At 37.4% G+C, this 16,260-nt stretch carries 13 protein-coding genes and 1 riboswitch; of the genes, 1 reads left to right on the top strand and 12 read right to left on the bottom strand.

The features are described from left to right. Nucleotides 1-68: 68 nt before the first annotated feature. The gene (locus tag CZ490_RS11355) at nt 69-680 is read right to left on the bottom strand and encodes a succinate dehydrogenase cytochrome b558 subunit (RefSeq protein WP_077619006.1); all 612 of its coding nucleotides are present in this window, start codon (nt 678-680) and stop codon (nt 69-71) included. A gap of 394 nt (nt 681-1,074) precedes the next feature. Here CZ490_RS11355 and CZ490_RS11360 point away from each other — a divergent pair, with 394 nt between their 5' ends. Beyond that, a complete protein-coding gene (locus CZ490_RS11360; RefSeq protein WP_407639786.1) occupies nt 1,075-1,530 on the top strand; it encodes a YslB family protein in 456 nt (151 codons plus the stop codon). Nucleotides 1,531-1,616: 86 nt separating this feature from the next. On the opposite strand, the gene CZ490_RS11365 is transcribed toward CZ490_RS11360, so the two are convergent. From CZ490_RS11365 to polX, 11 genes are all read right to left on the bottom strand, one after another. Then, nucleotides 1,617-2,861: an aspartate kinase gene (locus CZ490_RS11365; RefSeq protein WP_077619007.1), complete on the bottom strand. Its 1,245-nt coding sequence runs from the start codon at nt 2,859-2,861 to the stop codon at nt 1,617-1,619. An 87-nt stretch (nt 2,862-2,948) separates the two neighbouring features. Continuing rightward, a riboswitch (Lysine riboswitch) is annotated at nt 2,949-3,131 on the bottom strand. Nucleotides 3,132-3,198: 67 nt separating this feature from the next. Further along, entirely contained in the window at nt 3,199-4,971 is a 1,773-nt protein-coding gene (gene uvrC / locus CZ490_RS11370; RefSeq protein ID WP_077619008.1) for an excinuclease ABC subunit UvrC, read from the bottom strand. A gap of 166 nt (nt 4,972-5,137) precedes the next feature. Continuing rightward, entirely contained in the window at nt 5,138-5,452 is a 315-nt protein-coding gene (gene trxA / locus CZ490_RS11375) for a thioredoxin (RefSeq protein WP_077619009.1), read from the bottom strand. A 404-nt stretch (nt 5,453-5,856) separates the two neighbouring features. Continuing rightward, nucleotides 5,857-6,834 (bottom strand): electron transfer flavoprotein subunit alpha/FixB family protein, encoded by a 978-nt coding sequence (locus CZ490_RS11380; RefSeq protein ID WP_077619010.1) that lies wholly within the window; start codon nt 6,832-6,834, stop codon nt 5,857-5,859. Between the two features lie 67 nt (nt 6,835-6,901). Then, nucleotides 6,902-7,678, bottom strand: coding sequence for an electron transfer flavoprotein subunit beta/FixA family protein (locus CZ490_RS11385; RefSeq protein ID WP_077619011.1), 777 nt, complete (start codon nt 7,676-7,678; stop codon nt 6,902-6,904). A 71-nt stretch (nt 7,679-7,749) separates the two neighbouring features. Continuing rightward, the gene (locus CZ490_RS11390) at nt 7,750-8,523 is read right to left on the bottom strand and encodes an enoyl-CoA hydratase (protein WP_077619012.1); all 774 of its coding nucleotides are present in this window, start codon (nt 8,521-8,523) and stop codon (nt 7,750-7,752) included. Nucleotides 8,524-8,566: 43 nt separating this feature from the next. After that, nucleotides 8,567-9,157, bottom strand: coding sequence for a TetR/AcrR family transcriptional regulator (locus CZ490_RS11395; RefSeq protein WP_077619013.1), 591 nt, complete (start codon nt 9,155-9,157; stop codon nt 8,567-8,569). Nucleotides 9,158-9,362: 205 nt separating this feature from the next. Continuing rightward, nucleotides 9,363-11,051 (bottom strand): AMP-binding protein, encoded by a 1,689-nt coding sequence (locus CZ490_RS11400; RefSeq protein WP_077619014.1) that lies wholly within the window; start codon nt 11,049-11,051, stop codon nt 9,363-9,365. A 340-nt stretch (nt 11,052-11,391) separates the two neighbouring features. Beyond that, nucleotides 11,392-11,811 carry a DUF350 domain-containing protein gene (locus CZ490_RS11405; RefSeq protein ID WP_077619015.1) on the bottom strand — a complete coding sequence of 140 codons (420 nt, stop codon included), beginning with the start codon at nt 11,809-11,811 and terminating at the stop codon, nt 11,392-11,394. Nucleotides 11,812-11,852: 41 nt separating this feature from the next. Then, entirely contained in the window at nt 11,853-14,213 is a 2,361-nt protein-coding gene (locus CZ490_RS11410; RefSeq protein ID WP_077619016.1) for an endonuclease MutS2, read from the bottom strand. Between the two features lie 172 nt (nt 14,214-14,385). Continuing rightward, nucleotides 14,386-16,104, bottom strand: a complete 1,719-nt coding sequence (polX, locus tag CZ490_RS11415; protein WP_077619017.1) for a DNA polymerase/3'-5' exonuclease PolX — start codon at nt 16,102-16,104, stop codon at nt 14,386-14,388. Nucleotides 16,105-16,260: the final 156 nt, after the last annotated feature.

Genomic DNA, 16,260 nt, shown 5'->3' on the forward strand with positions numbered 1-16,260 from the left:
ACTCACTCCCCAATAAAGAGATCGTTCATCTTAAATTAGTAATGTGAACGTTCTTATTTTCAATTATCTTAAACGAAAGCAAAAATTGTAGTAACACCAAGAACTGATAATGCAATAAAAATAACTAATGTAACATATGTTGCGATTTGTTGAGATCGAGGAGTTTGTGTTAATCCCCAACTTACAGCAAATGACCATAATCCATTTGAGAAATGGAAGATTGTAGAGATTACACCAACCAGATAGAAAATAAGCATTGCTGGTGAACTCAAGATATTTTCCATCATATCGAAATTTACTTCTGCTTTACCTAAAGCATAAGCGATTCTAGTTTCCCATACATGCCATGCCACAAAAATAAGCGTAATGATTCCGGATATACGCTGTAAAAAGAACATCCAGTTACGGAAATAACTGTATCTGCTTACATTGTTCTTTGCAGTAAAGGCGATGTATAATCCATATATCGCGTGGAATAATAATGGAAGATATATAACCACAACTTCTAGTAAAATTCGAAATGGGAGACTCCCCATAAAACCAGCAGCATTGTTAAATGCTTCTTCACCTCTTGTCGCAAAGTTATTCACAAATAAGTGAACAATTAAGAACACGCCCACAGGAATAACACCTAATAGTGAATGGAGCCTGCGATTAAAAAACTCACGATTCCCTGCCATATTTTACCCCCCTTAATAATAACCGCACCCCCTTAAGGTGCTTCTTTTTTTTAAATCATCCTACATTATAATTTTAAAAGGACGAAACAAAAACTGATAATTGAAAACCCTTGCACGAATCTATATACTTATTTTTTCATAGAAAAATAGATGACAGATACGTATAATTTTCTTTTATCAGTATAATGTAACAAATTCATTTTACTCCCATAATTCAAGAGCGTCAAGGAAACAAGTCCACAAATTATTCATAAAAATGATAATAATTGTACACAAATCGTTTGTTACACCCCCGTAATAAATCGCAATCATATGACAAAAAGAAACATTAAATTTCATGTGTTTCTTATCCCCTCATGTTATATAATAAATAATGGAGAAAGAGGGGAATGCAGTGAAGAATATGAACATCAATGAACAATTTGTAAACACAAGTGAGGAAACTGTTTCTTTATTTGGATACGAGCTTTTCCGGGAAATTTTGATACCTGATTTACTTGGAAAAGAAACTCCACAGATTCTATATTGGGCCGGAAAAAATCTTGCCCGAAAGTTCCCCTTACCAACGATTGAAGAAATCATTTCGTTCTTTCATGATGCTGGATGGGGAGACCTAAAAGTGGAGCGGTCGGATAAACACTCAATTGAATTTCATTTGGAAGGCACAATCATATCCTCCCGTTTGAAACGAAAGGATATGTGTACATTCCAGCTTGAATCTGGTTTTCTTGCCCAACAAATTCAACAACAAAAAAGTCGAATTACAGAAAGCTTTGAACAGCAAAAAAGAAGAGCTCAAAAAATTATATTTACGGTCAAATGGGACCCAAAAGATATGACCGAAGAGTAAAACCTGCACCTAATCGTGCAGTTTTTTTATAAAAAAAGAACGTCCAAAGATGAAAAAATCATCTATGAACGCTCCCTACCATTCAATTATAGTCTTACCTTTGCTTTTTCTTCTTCAACCGCTGCAAGATTAAAGGAATCATGTAAGGCTTCAACAGCACGAACCATTTTTCCTTGTTCAACAACAGTCGATACTTTGATTTCAGAAGTGCTTACCATTTTCACTTCAATATTCTCTTTTGCAAGCACCGCAAACATATCAGCAGCAACCCCTGGATTTGATACCATTCCAGATCCTACAATAGATACCTTTGCTAATCCATCCTCGTGTTGGATGTCTTCGTACTTTAATAAATCCTTGTTATTTTCTAGTACTGTAAGTGTATCACGTAAATCTTGTGTTTTTACTGAAAATGAGATATTTGTATGATTTTGATCTGTCATGTTTTGAATAATGATATCGACGTTCAAACCGTTCTTTGCTAGGGTACCAAAGATAGTTGAAAGTGTGTGTAATTCATTTGGTAATCCAGATACTGTTACCCTTGTAATCTGGTCCTCAAATGCAATTCCCCTAACCACAAGATTCTTTTCCATTGAAACTTCCTCCTCAATAATTGTTCCATTTTCTATCTCTAAACTTGAACGAACTTCAAGTGGCATGTCAAAGTTTTTCGCAAATTCTACCGCACGTGGGTGTAGCACTCCAGCACCTAGGTTAGCAAGTTCCAACATTTCATCATAGGAAATGGAATGAAGTTTACGTGCTGATGGAACTACACGTGGATCGGTTGTGTATACGCCCGTTACATCTGTGTAAATATCACATTTATCAGCTTTTAGTGATGCTGCAAGTGCGACTGCAGTTGTATCAGAACCTCCGCGTCCTAGAGTCGTTATATCCCCTGAACTGCTAATTCCTTGGAATCCAGCCACGACAACGATTTTTCCTTCCTTTAAGCTTTCATTCACTCTTGAAACTTCAATATTCTCAATGCGGGCATTGCTATGTATTGCCTCAGTTTCAATCCCTGCCTGCCAACCTGTATAGGATACAGATTCATGACCTTTTTCCTGTAAAGCCATTGATAGCAGAGCAATTGTAATTTGTTCACCTGTACTCAATAACATATCCATCTCACGTTTACTCGGAGTGCTTGTAATTTCATTAGCTAAATTGACAAGTTGATCTGTTGTTTTCCCCATTGCTGATACAACAACGACAACTTGGTTACCTGCTTCTACTTCTTGAATAACTCGATTCGCAACATTTTTTATTCTTTCTGGTGACCCCACTGAGGTGCCTCCAAACTTTTGAACAATGATCCCCATGCAATACCCTCTCCTTCTAATAGTAAAAAAAAACAGCAATGAGAGAAATCTCATTGCTGTGATATACGTAAACTACTACGTGTCACATCGTGAGATAGCCCTCCAAGATTAATTAACTAATCTTGACAATCTTATGTCTCTTAAACATAAGACCAGCAAAAAAAGGTATGAGCCTTTTTTAACTTCGGCGAACTTTCCTTTCTGCAATCATCACCAGGGCTCATCCCCCTCCGATTACATACTGATAAAGATCGCTCCTCTATCATTACTTCAACGTACTGAAGTATATTATTACATTATTAAGGATTATATCAGACAATTTTTAAAATAGCAACGACTAGTCTTTTAATTTTTGAAAGATGGCTTCGGCAGTTGCACGTGGAATATTCGCTTGCTGAATTTCGTCAATACTAGCTTCTTTCAACTTTTTGATTGAGCCAAAATGCTTTAGCAATGCTTTCTTACGTTTTTCACCGACTCCTGGAATGTTATCAAGTACAGATTGGAACGCATTTTTCCCACGCACTTGACGGTGGAAGGTAATCGCAAAACGGTGAACCTCATCTTGAATTCGTTGAAGAAGATAAAATTCCTGACTATTTCTAGGCAACTGTACAATTTCAGATGGATCTCCAATCAATAGTTCAGAAGTTCTATGTTTATCATCCTTCGCAAGTCCTGCTAATGGAATTTCCAGACCTAGCTCATTTTCAAGAATATCCCTAACAGCTGCAAGATGTCCTTTTCCTCCATCAATGATGATTAAATCTGGTAGTGGAAGGTTTTCTTTTAGAGCACGACTATACCTTCTTCGTACAACCTCTCTCATTGATTCATAATCATCTGGGCCTTGAACTGATTTAATTTTATACTTCCGGTATTCCTTTTTATCCGGCTTTCCATCAGTAAAGACAACCATCGCTGAAACGGGATCTGTTCCTTGAATATTTGAGTTGTCAAAGGCCTCAATACGATGGGGTGTATAAATCCCTAATGTCTGACCTAGGTTTTCTACTGCCTTAATGGTCCGTTCTTCATCTCTTTCAATTAATGCAAACTTCTCTTTAAGGGCAATTTTAGCATTTTTAGTAGCCAGGTCTGTCAGCTGTTTTTTCTTCCCTCTACTAGGTTGATGAACAGAGACTTCAAGTAATTGCTCAACAAGTTCGCGATCAATCGAACTAGGCAGTAGTACTTCCTTTGGTTTAAAGTGGTTATCCTTTAAATAGAACTGACCAAGGAATGTTAAAAAATCCTGTTCAGGCTCATTGTAGAAAGGAAATAGTGAAACATCTCTCTCTATTAATTTTCCTTGACGAATGAAAAACACTTGCACACACATCCAACCTTTGTCGTAAGAGTAGCCAAATACATCACGATCGATAAAGTCGGTCATCGTCATCTTTTGTTTTTCCATTGTTGTTTCGATATTTGCGATTTGGTCACGGTATTCCTTCGCTCTTTCAAAATCAAGCTCTTCTGAAGCTTTTATCATCTTTTCGGTTAATTCGGCTTTAATTTCCTTATAACCACCATTTAAAAAGCGAATGATATCATCTACCATTTTTTTATTTGTTTCATCAGTAACTTCATGTACGCAAGGCGCAAGACATTGTCCGATATGGTAATAAAGACAGACCTTATCTGGTAGAGTCGAACACTTTCGTAGTGGATAGATTCGATCTAATAGTTTTTTTGTTTCATTTGCTGCTTGTACATTTGGGTATGGCCCAAAGTATTTACCCTTATCCTTCTTTACCTTTCGAGTAATGAGCAGACGTGGGTGTTTTTCAGCGGTAATTTTAATAAAAGGATACGTCTTGTCATCCTTCAGCATTATATTATATTTTGGATCATGTTTTTTAATAAGATTGATTTCTAGCAGAAGTGCTTCAATATTAGAAGATGTTACAATATATTCAAAGTCCTCAATCTCATTGACAAGACGTAACGTTTTCCCATCATGTGAACCTGTAAAATAAGACCGAACACGGTTCTTAAGTACTTTTGCTTTACCAACATAAATAATAGTTCCTTGCCTGTCCTTCATTAAGTAACAACCAGGCTGATCAGGTAAAATTGCTAGTTTTTCTTTAAGATGATCGTGCATAAGTAACCACTCCATCTGTTTTTAGGTAGATTTCTCCTTCGGCGAGGAGAAGTTAAGCCGTACCTACTATTGTACCATTTCTATGATGAAGTTGTGTATCTGTAAAAAAAGGAATTGTCCAAAATGGCAAAAATAAAAACAGCCGACAACGGCTGTTTAAAATGAATTAATAGTGGTTAGCAAGTTTTCCAGCAAGCGCTTCTTTTGGTTGGTATCCAACAACTTTATCTACAACTTCACCATTTTTGAAAACAAGTAGAGTCGGGATGCTCATTACACCAAACTTTGCTGCTGTTTCTTGATTGTCATCTACATCAAGTTTTACGATTTTTACTTTATCTCCAATTTCAGTGTCTAATTCTTCTAATACTGGAGCAATCATTTTACAAGGTCCACACCAAGGTGCCCAAAAATCCGCTAGTACTAATCCTTCACTTGTTTCTGCATCAAAATTTTGGTCTGTAACATTTGTTATAGCCATTTAAACCCCTCCTAAAAATAACAACTTTTAAAATCTACCAAGAGTATACCACCTGATAATCCATTTTACGAATGTTTTGCTTCATAAGTGAATGTCAATATAATCTGCTAACGATAAGTTCTGACATTTCGTCATGCATACACATTTTCCCCTATTATTCAGGCTGTTATGTATGAAACCGAAAAGGATTTTATGTAGTCTTCAACGAAAGTACATTAAATACAAAAAAAAGACGCCCAAAGGACGTCTCTTTGCGTATTGCGGCGAGAGACAGCACTCCACATAGTGCCTTGCCAACAGGCGCGTCAATCTCGACTTATGCAATTCAGCTCATCGCTTGGTTAGTATAACATGTTTTGACAAAAAGTAAAATGGAATTATTTCTCAATCAATTTAATTTCATCTTATGCATTTACTTTTAACTTCTTAAACTCTTCAGTTAGCATTGGAACTACCTCAAAAAGGTCACCTACAATACCGTAATCTGCAACTTTAAAAATGTTTGCTTCAGGGTCCTTGTTAATAGCAACAATTACTTTTGAGTTAGACATCCCAGCCAAGTGTTGGATAGCCCCTGAAATTCCGCAAGCAATATAAAGATCTGGTGTGACAACTTTACCCGTTTGACCAATTTGGAGTGAGTAGTCACAATAATCCGCATCACAAGCTCCACGAGAAGCACCTATTGCTCCGCCTAGAACATCGGCTAGTTCCTTTAATGGTTCAAAACCATCTGCACTTTTCACCCCACGACCACCAGCAATAACAACTTTTGCCTCGGATAAATCTACACCCTCACTAGCTTTGCGAACAACTTCTTTAACAATTGTACGTAAGTCTTTAATTTCTACAGTTTGAGACGTTACTTCGCCAGAACGTGATTCATCTTTTTCCAGTGTTGCAATATTGTTAGGACGAACAGTCGCAAAAATTAAACCGTCAGTTACAATTTTCTTTTCAAATGCTTTACCCGAATAGATAGGACGAGTAAAGACAATATTACCACCTGCAACTTCAATTGCTGTGACATCTGATATTAGACCTGAATTCAGCTTACCAGCAATCTTTGGTGATAAATCCTTCCCTAAAGCAGTATGCCCGATTATTAAAGCTTCTGGTGATTCAGCCTCTATAACAGCTAGCAATGCTTGTGAAAATCCATCAGGCGTATATGAACCAAGTTTTACATCTTCAACCGTTACTACTCGGTCTGCACCATAATAGATTAATTCATTCGCTAATGAATTAACAGATTCACCAACTAAAACGGCAACAACCTCGCCACCTTCTGCCACTGTTTTACCAGCTGCAATCGCTTCATAAGATACGTTACGTAACGCACCATCACGTGTTTCCCCTAGAACTAATACTTTTCTTGACATTATGCGTAACCCCCTAGATTAGTTGAGTAAGTTTTTTTGAAATCGGATACAATCGTTTTTGGAAAAATTATACAACCTTTGCCTCGGTATGAAGAAGTGATACTAATTCTTTAACTTGATCTGCCAAATCACCTTCTAAAACTCGACCAGCTTCTTTTTTAGGAGGTAGATAAATTTCAATTGTTTTTGTTTTTGCTTCTACGTCATCTTCATCTAGATCTAAGTCGTCTAACTCAAGCTCCTCAAGCGGCTTTTTCTTCGCTTTCATAATTCCAGGTAGAGAAGGATAGCGTGGTTCATTTAAGCCTTGTTGACATGTAACTAATAACGGCAAAGAAGTTTCAATGACTTCTGAGTCACCTTCTACGTCTCTAACCACTGTTACTTTTGAACCGTCGACTTCTAGTTTTGTTATGGTTGTTACATATGGGATATCTAATAATTCAGCTACACGAGGACCAACCTGTCCTGAACCACCGTCAATAGCTACGTTACCACCTAAAATAATATCTGCATCCTTATCTTTTAGATATTCAGCTAGGATTTTTGCAGTTGTAAATTGATCGCCATCTTCTAAATCATCTTCTGTATTAATCATAACAGCTTTATCCGCACCCATCGCCAAAGCCGTGCGCAATTCTTTATCTGCCTCATCTGTAGTAGCTACTGTTACAACGGTTACCTCACCGCCATTTGCATCACGTAGAGCGATTGCCTCTTCAACAGCATATTCGTCATAAGGGTTAATAATAAATTCGGCACCGTCTTCGCTGATTTGTCCATTGTTTACAACTATTTTTTCCTCTGTATCAAATGTTCTTTTTAAAATAACAAAGATGTTCATGTGATTCCCTCCTAAATGTATGTGCATTTTATAAAAACTTATTTTCCATTATTAAACTAGGATTCTATCTATTATTTCCCTTTAAACGTTGGTTGACGTTTTTCTATGAAGGCTGATATCCCTTCCTGACCATCCTCAGAAATGAACATTTCTCCAAATAAAACCGCTTCTCTATTTACAGTAGAATCGTATTGTTCATTCTTCATCGAATTCAATAATTCAATAGTTGCTTTAATTGATACAGGGCTTTTTTGAGCTATCTTACGGGCCATTTTCAGCGTTTCTTCATGAAGATTTTCTTCAGGATAAGCTTGATTTGCTAATCCATATCGAACAGCAGTAATTCCGCTTATTGGCTCACTTGTCCAAAGCATTTGTGCCGCCCTAGCTACTCCAACATAGCGTGGTAGACGTACAGTCCCAGCAAATCCTGGAATCAGGCCAAGCTGCAGTTCAGGTAATCCGAGTTTTGCATTTTCGCTTACAAGACGGAAGTGACAAGCCATCGCAAGTTCTAGACCACCGCCTAAAGCAGCTCCATGAATGCTCGCAATAATCGGTTTTGAGAACCTCTCCATTCTCTCAAACAGGGCTTGACCCTTTCTAGCAAGTTCGGAAAATTCTTCACCGGAGTTGATTGTCGTAAACTCCTTTATATCAGCCCCAGCCGAGAAGAAACGGCCTTCCCCATGGATGACCAAAACACGTACAGCATCATCTGACTCAATCTCATCCAGTAAGCTTGTAAGCTCTTTCAAAACTACAGATGATAATGCATTTGCTGGAGGACGATTAAAGGAAATAGTGGCAATATACTCATCTATTTTTACTTTAATAAACTCCATCTGCATCCCTCCTATTATGTATGTACACATCACTAACTTTATGTTAGTGATGTGTCTTTCCACAACCATTAACTAAAAGGGCATGAACTTGTTTTGCCAAAGCAGGTAAGTCGTATTTTTGTTCGTTCATCACCCAAGTGGTTGCTGTCTCATCAATTGAGCCGAATATCATTTGTCTTGCTAAGCGAACGTCAAGGTCAGGATTGAATTCTCCATTTTCTACTCCAAATTGGATAATTGAATCAATTGTCTTTAAGTATCCTTTTAGAACTTCGTTTATTCGAAGACGCAATTCCTTATTGGATTGTCTTAATTCTAGCTGTGTAACGATAGCAAGATGATGATCGGCAGCTAATAGTTCAAAATGCTTTTCAACTAATGTTAATAACTTCTCTGCTGCACTCGATTCTCCTGCTATTTCAGCTTCAATTTTTTCAATAAATTCACCCATTTTTTCTTGGAACAATGATACAAGAATATCTTCCTTGTTTTTGAAATATAGATATATTGTACCGTCAGCAACGCCTGCTTGCTTAGCAATTCTTGAGACTTGAGACTGATGATAGCCGTTTTCAGCAATAACAACTACAGCTGCATCTATGATTTGCCTATATTTTGGTTTTGTATTTTTCAAAGTCTTACTTCCTTTCAGAAAAAATGAATGAATAGTCATTCATATTTCTATAATAAAACCTTTTTTAACAACTGTCAATCATATTTGCTCATTCAATTTTTATTTACTAAAAAAGAGCCATAGGCTCACATCATGGCTCTCTCGCTTATGATTCATACATATAATGTATACAGAGCTGATTTGATCCTAGTATAAGCTACAATTGTTAGTTGATTTTCTTAAGTTTTTCCTTTTCTTCTTCCACTAATACCCGTCGCAATACCTTACCAACAATGGTCTTAGGTAATTCTTTTCTAAACTCGTAAACCCTTGGAATTTTATAGGCTGCTAAATGCTTACGACAATGCTTATCAAGTTCCTCTTCTGTACAATGCTGACCTTCTTTAAGGACCACATACGCCTTGACTGTTTCTCCACGATAAGGGTCTGGTATCCCGGCAACAACAGCTTCTTGAACCTTCTCATGTTCAAATAAAATTTCTTCAACTTCCCTTGGATAGATATTAAAACCACCAGCGATAATCATGTCTTTCTTACGGTCAACTACATAGTAATAACCATCTTCATCCATGTAGCCAAGATCACCTGTCAATAGCCAGCCATCTCGTAAAGAGGCTTGCGTTTCTTCAGGTTTATTCCAGTACCCTTTCATAACCTGTGGGCCTTTAACCGCGATTTCTCCTATTTCTCCAACTCCTACTGGCTCACCAGTCTCCATCGACAACACAACAGCTTCAGTATCCGGCCATGGTAAACCGATACTGCCATTCACACGACGTCCCCAGAGAAGGTTTGAATGTGTCACTGGTGATGCTTCGGAGAGGCCATAACCTTCAACCAGTTTTCCGCCCGTAATTTTCTCAAATTGTTCTTGTACTTCAAGTGGCAATGCAGCAGAACCACTAATACAAGAATCAATGGATGATAGATCAAATTTTTTCAGATCCGGATGATTTAATAACCCAATATACATGGTTGGTGCTCCAGGGAATAATGTTGGCCTTTGCTTATGGATAGTCTTTAACGTGTCTCCCGCGTCAAATTTAGGCATAAGTATCATTTTTGCAGCCATCATTATGGATAAGTTTAACACCGTTGTCATACCGTACACATGGAAAAATGGTAATATTGCTAAAACGGATTCTTCTCCTTTTTTGCATTTGTACATCCATTTTGAACACATTAGCGTATTGGCAACAAGATTTTTGTGTGTTAACATAACCCCTTTTGGAAAACCAGTAGTGCCCCCAGTATATTGTAACAATGCTAAATCCTCTTCTGCATCAATTTCAATTTCAATATCTTTTGCTTCAGATATTCTACTTATTTCCCGTAATAAGTGATTCGTTCCTTCATGTTCAACCTTTACTACAATACCATATTGTTTCTTTTGAATGTAAGGATAAATGATATTCTTTGGGAAAGGTAGATAATCCTTTATTTCAGTTATGATTATGTGCTCAAGTGGTGTTAGCGCTTTCACTTTTGTCACGCGTGGAAAAAGGATATCTAACGTAATAATTGCTTTGGACCCTGAATCTTTTAGATGATATTCAAGTTCTCTTTCTGTGTACAACGGATTTGTTTGAACTACGATAGCACCAGCAAATAAAATACCGTAATAAGCAATGACTCCCTGTGGACAGTTAGGTAACATGATTGCAATTCGATCACCTTTTTGAATGCCCTGGGCTACTAAATAGTTTGCAAGCTTTAAAGATTCTTCATAAACTTGTGCAAATGTTAATTCTTTTCCTTGAAAATGAACTGCAACCTTTTGAGGAAACTCACTTGCTGTCCGTTTTAAATACGTCTGGATTGGAATGTTTTCATATTCAAGTTCATGTGGAATTTCTTCAGGATACTGTGCTAACCACGGCTTTTCTACTGACATCTTACGACCTCCCTTTTTATATTCGTTTCGAGAATACGAAGACGTATTCAGAGTACAGTTTGAATTTTCAAACCATTTATACTCATTATATTATAATGAATATTCCGTGACAATCACAAACATGAATTGTTCTTAGGTTTCCGAGGGCCATTATATACTTCTCACTAGATATTCTTCACAAAATAAGGCCGACTGTCATTCTTAGTCGGCCCGTTTTATTTTGAATGAGAGTGCAATAACAAAGTTGATTTAAACAAACTCTATAAAAATAAATAGAGTATACCAATTATCACAAATATACTACTTACCACTAAAAGTATCTTTGCTAACTTTTCCATAATTAAAACCCACCATTTCCAATCCCTGCACCGATTACATATGATAGTCCTACCGATATAATCATGGATATAAATCCTACTGCACGATTATCTTTTTTTAATTCAACATCAATATTGAACTTTGGTGTTAGAAATTCAAAAATAAAATATCCAATTAGTAAAAGGAAGAAGCCAAATGCTCCCCAGCCAATCATGACAAATAATGAATCATGGTTTTCGATGGAATAGCGGAATATATTTGCGATTCCGAAGATTTTACCCCCAGTTGCCATTGCAACTGATAGGTTTCCATTTTGGATTTCTACCCAATTTTTATATTTAGTTACCAATTCAAATATGGCCATAAAAAGAACCAAGCAAAGTATGACAACACTGTAATTGGCAGCTGTTAATACATATTCATTATCCCAAAATTGATCCATTATCTTCTCTCCCTATATTAGAGATTATCTATCATCTATATCTATTTCAATTCGACGACAGTAACACCCGTGCCACCTTCTCCTGCTTCCCCAAATCTTGTTGATTTTACAGAACGGTGATTCTTCAGATATTCTTGAACTCCCTGACGTAAAGCTCCTGTTCCTTTCCCATGAATAATGGAAACACGTGGATACCCAGCAAGTAATGCATCATCAATGTATTTTTCTACTCTTGATAATGCTTCTTCATAACGTTCACCACGTAAGTCAAGTTCTAGACTTACATGATAATCTTTGCCCCTAACCGTGGCAAGTGGCTTTGTTTCCACTGGCTTAGGACTGCTTACGAACTCAAGGTCTTTTTCTTTTACTTTCATCTTCAAAATCCCAATTTGGACCTGCCATTCTTTATTTCCGGCTTGTTCAATTAAGTGGCCCTTTTGGTTAAGGCTTATTATCTTAACTTCATCGCCAGGAACAAGCTTTCTCTTTGCTTTTGTAGCAATCGTTTGCTTGCCTGTTTTAGTTGAAAGTTCTGGCACTGCGTCTTCCAATCGCTTTTTCGCGTCAATTAATTGATGCTCTTTAACAAGGGATTGTTGGTCAAGTCTCATTTTACGTAGATCACGAATGACCTCTTCAGCCTCTGCCTTGGCATTATCGATTGTTTCTGCTGCTTTTTGCTCAGCTTTCTCATATAACCTCTCACGTTGTTCATTGAACTCGATAATTTGGTCTTGAAGCTGCTTGTGCAGCTTTTCTGCTTGTTTTCTGATATCCTCAGCCTCATCTAGCTCACGCTCTGCATCCTTTTTACTTTTTTCTAAGGAGGCAATCATGTTTTCTACCGTGTTCGTTTCTGAACTAATATGATTCTTAGCTGTATGAATAATGGAATCAGGCAGTCCGAGACGCTTTGAGATTTCGAATGCATTACTTCTTCCAGGAACACCTATTAGTAGTTTATAGGTTGGGCTTAAGGTTTCAATATCAAATTCAACACTTGCATTTACTACACCTTCTCGATTGTATCCATAAGCTTTGAGTTCTGGGTAATGTGTCGTTGCAATTACTCTTGCGCCCCGCTTGTAGACCTCATCAAGAATCGAGATAGCTAGCGCCGCTCCTTCTTGAGGATCTGTCCCTGCTCCTAATTCATCAAAAAGAACTAAACTATTTGCATCAACCCGTTTTAAAATATCTACTATGTTTACCATGTGAGAGGAAAATGTACTTAAGCTTTGTTCAATAGATTGCTCGTCACCAATATCAGCATATACCGTTTCAAAAACAGCAATCTCCGACTCTTCCTGAGCAGGAATTTGCAATCCGGATTGAGCCATAATCGTTAATAACCCAATTGTTTTTAAGGTTACTGTTTTACCACCCGTATTTGGTCCCGTAATCACGATTGAGGTAAAATCTTTTCCAAGCTCAATATCATTCGGGACTACTTCTTTGGGGTCAATTAAAGGATGACGTCCTTTTTTTATAAACACATAGCCGTTTCCATTAATATTTGGCTTAGAGCCCTTTACCTTTTTACTGTAGCTCGCTTTCGTAAACATAAAATCAATCTCTGCTAGTGTATTAACATTTTGATTGAGGGACTCTGCTTCAATTGCTACCTCTTTAGAGAGTTCCATCAAAATTCGGTCGATTTCTTGTTTTTCTCTTACCCTTGCCTCCTGCAATACATTATTAAGGTCTACTACTGATTGTGGTTCAATAAATAATGTTGCCCCTGAAGAGGATTGGTCATGAACTATGCCCCCGTATGTTCCACGGTATTCTTGCTTAACCGGGATGACGTAGCGGTCATTCCGAATTGTAATAATTGCATCTGATAGTGTCTTTTGAGCAGACGAAGAACGGATAATATGCTCTAGCTTCTCCCTAATTCTTGCTTCACTGCTACGAAGCTGTTGACGGATTCCACGTAATTTGTCACTTGCACCATCCATCACTACGCCATTATCATCAATCGAGTTTTTAATTTGTTGTTCTAGCTCAAATAATGGAGTGATTGTAGCAACTTGATCGCCAAGTATCGGGATCTCAATATCGTCCTCAATCATACCCTCTATAAATTTTTTCATCTGTCGTCCAGCATAGATAGTTCCTGCGACATCTAAAAGCTCCAATGCATTTAGCGCTCCCCCTATACTGGCACGCTTAACAGCAGGTCTAATATCAGTTAATCCACCTAGTGGAACATTCCCTTTTAATCGTAATACCTTCGCAGCCTCATCTGTTTGCTCTTGCAAATAAATGACCTCATCTACGTTTGTAGATGGAATCATATTGTCTACCTTTTCTCTACCTAATGAAGACGAGACATGCTGTTTTAGTTGCTCCTTTACTTTATCAAACTCTAGTACCTTTAAAACTCGTGGTTGCATGCTGATACTCCCTTACCTTTATTCAGTGGAGGCTAAACCCCACTGAATAAAGGTTAGCCTCCGGCGGATGCCTCGATTTTTCAAATGAAATTTTTCGAGCGAGCTCGAAAAAAATCGGGCAGCAAATACGCCAAGGCGTATTTGATTATTTCACATATTGATCTTTTTCATTCTATAAATTTCTCTTGAGATAAGCGATTAGCTCATCCTTATCCCATGTGTTAATGACGTTTTCTTTTTTAATCCAACCTTTTGTAGCCGCTGAAATACCATATACCATGTCGTCTAGCATCTCTATATTATGTGCATCTGTGTTAATCACTAGTTTAACTCCTGCGTCTTGTGCCTTTCTAATATATTCTGAAGAAAGGTCCAATCTATTCAAATTCGCATTTAATTCTAATGCAGTATTCGTTTCTTTTGCTAGTTCAATTAATAAATCCACATCCACGTCATATCCATTCCGACGCCCAAGTATTCTTCCAGTTGGGTGTGCAATGATATCAACATGGAGATTCTCCAGTGCTGTTTTTAAACGTTGCATGATTTTCTCTCTTGGTTGTGAAAAGCTTGAATGGATGGACGCAATGACAACATCAACATCTCTAATAATTTCGTCATTATAGTCTAGTCTACCATCTGGTAGGATGTCCATTTCGACACCGGTTAAGATTGTAAAGTCGTCATAGTTTTCATTTATTCTTCTAATTTCTCTGTGTTGTTCAAGTAACCGCTCCGGACTAAGTCCGTTGGCAACTCGAAGATATTGGGAATGATCTGTAATTGCCATATAGCGATAACCCTTTTTTCTACATGCTTCAACCATCTCTTCAATTGTAAATGCTCCATCGCTCCATGATGTATGCATATGAAGATCACCTTTAATGTCTTCAAGTCGAATATGTTCGACTGGTTGTTGGAATGCTTCTACCTCCGAACCATCTTCTCTAAGCTCCGGCGGGATAAAGGTCAGTCCAAAATATTGATAGAATTCTTCCTCAGTCGTAAAGGTTTTTATTTCGCCTGTATCACTATTTTCAACACCGTATTCACTAATCTTCTCACCACGATCTTTTGCTAATTGCCTCATTCGTACATTATGATCCTTACTACCCGTAAAATGGTGAAGGGTCGTTGCAAACTCGTGTGGCTTCACAAGACGAAAATCTACCGAAATATCATAACTGTACGTAATCTGCACGGAAACCTTTGTATCACCACTAGCGATAATGCCGGAAATGTTCTTAAGTTGCAATAATTGTTCCCGTACTTTTCCAGGCTCATTTGTTGCTATAATAAAATCGAGATCTTTTATCGTTTCCCTCATTCGTCGTAGACTGCCCGCACGTGAGTATGTATCAATGCCCTCCATTGTACTAAGCTGTTCTTCAATTTCTTCAGCTAGTGCAAGCATTAAAGCAATAGGGAGACGATCCGGTCGTTTTCCATATTCCTCAATGGCAACGAGTATTTTTTCCTCTGTCTTTTTTCCGAATCCTGCTAGATGTTGAATTTTTTCGTTTACACAAGCTTGTTTTAGCATTTCCATATCTTCAATGCCAAGTTCTTGATAGAGCTTGGCTATTTTTTTGCCACCAAGTCCTGGGAGATTTAACAGTGGTATGAGTCCTTCTGGTACTTTTTCTTTAAGTTCAATCAGTACATTTGACTGACCAGTTTCAATATATTCTGTGATCACAGCTGCAGTACCTTTACCAATTCCCGGTAGTTTAGTGAAATCATCAATAGTTGACAAACTACGGTCATCATTTTCCAGAGCTGCTGCAGCCTTTCGAAAGGCTGATATTTTAAATGGGTTGTCTCCTTTAAGTTCCATGTAAATTGCTATGGTTTCTAATAAACGGATTACATCTTTCTTATTGATTGTCATTTTTCCTACCACCTACCCTATTCCATACGATTAACTATCCAAAATGATACAGATTTTTTGTTAAAAAGTCACTTATTGTGTAAGTTATATAATCCATAAGCAACAATCTAGTAGAAAAAGCCATAAAAAAAACTTCCCTAAAAAGAGAAGTTAAGA

This window comes from Litchfieldia sinesaloumensis (assembly GCF_900156865.1).
Lineage (GTDB): Bacteria > Bacillota > Bacilli > Bacillales > Bacillaceae_L > Ferdinandcohnia > Ferdinandcohnia sinesaloumensis.

Coding starts and splice junctions, on each gene's coding strand:
- CZ490_RS11385 (WP_077619011.1), bottom strand. CDS start 7,678: ATGAACATCTTTGTTATTTTAAAAAGAACATTTGATACAGAGGAAAAA.
- polX (WP_077619017.1), bottom strand. CDS start 16,104: ATGACAATCAATAAGAAAGATGTAATCCGTTTATTAGAAACCATAGCA.
- CZ490_RS11405 (WP_077619015.1), bottom strand. CDS start 11,811: ATGGATCAATTTTGGGATAATGAATATGTATTAACAGCTGCCAATTAC.
- trxA (WP_077619009.1), bottom strand. CDS start 5,452: ATGGCTATAACAAATGTTACAGACCAAAATTTTGATGCAGAAACAAGT.
- uvrC (WP_077619008.1), bottom strand. CDS start 4,971: ATGCACGATCATCTTAAAGAAAAACTAGCAATTTTACCTGATCAGCCT.
- CZ490_RS11355 (WP_077619006.1), bottom strand. CDS start 680: ATGGCAGGGAATCGTGAGTTTTTTAATCGCAGGCTCCATTCACTATTA.
- CZ490_RS11380 (WP_077619010.1), bottom strand. CDS start 6,834: ATGTCAAGAAAAGTATTAGTTCTAGGGGAAACACGTGATGGTGCGTTA.
- CZ490_RS11410 (WP_077619016.1), bottom strand. CDS start 14,213: ATGCAACCACGAGTTTTAAAGGTACTAGAGTTTGATAAAGTAAAGGAG.
- CZ490_RS11400 (WP_077619014.1), bottom strand. CDS start 11,051: ATGTCAGTAGAAAAGCCGTGGTTAGCACAGTATCCTGAAGAAATTCCA.
- CZ490_RS11390 (WP_077619012.1), bottom strand. CDS start 8,523: ATGGAGTTTATTAAAGTAAAAATAGATGAGTATATTGCCACTATTTCC.
- CZ490_RS11365 (WP_077619007.1), bottom strand. CDS start 2,861: ATGGGGATCATTGTTCAAAAGTTTGGAGGCACCTCAGTGGGGTCACCA.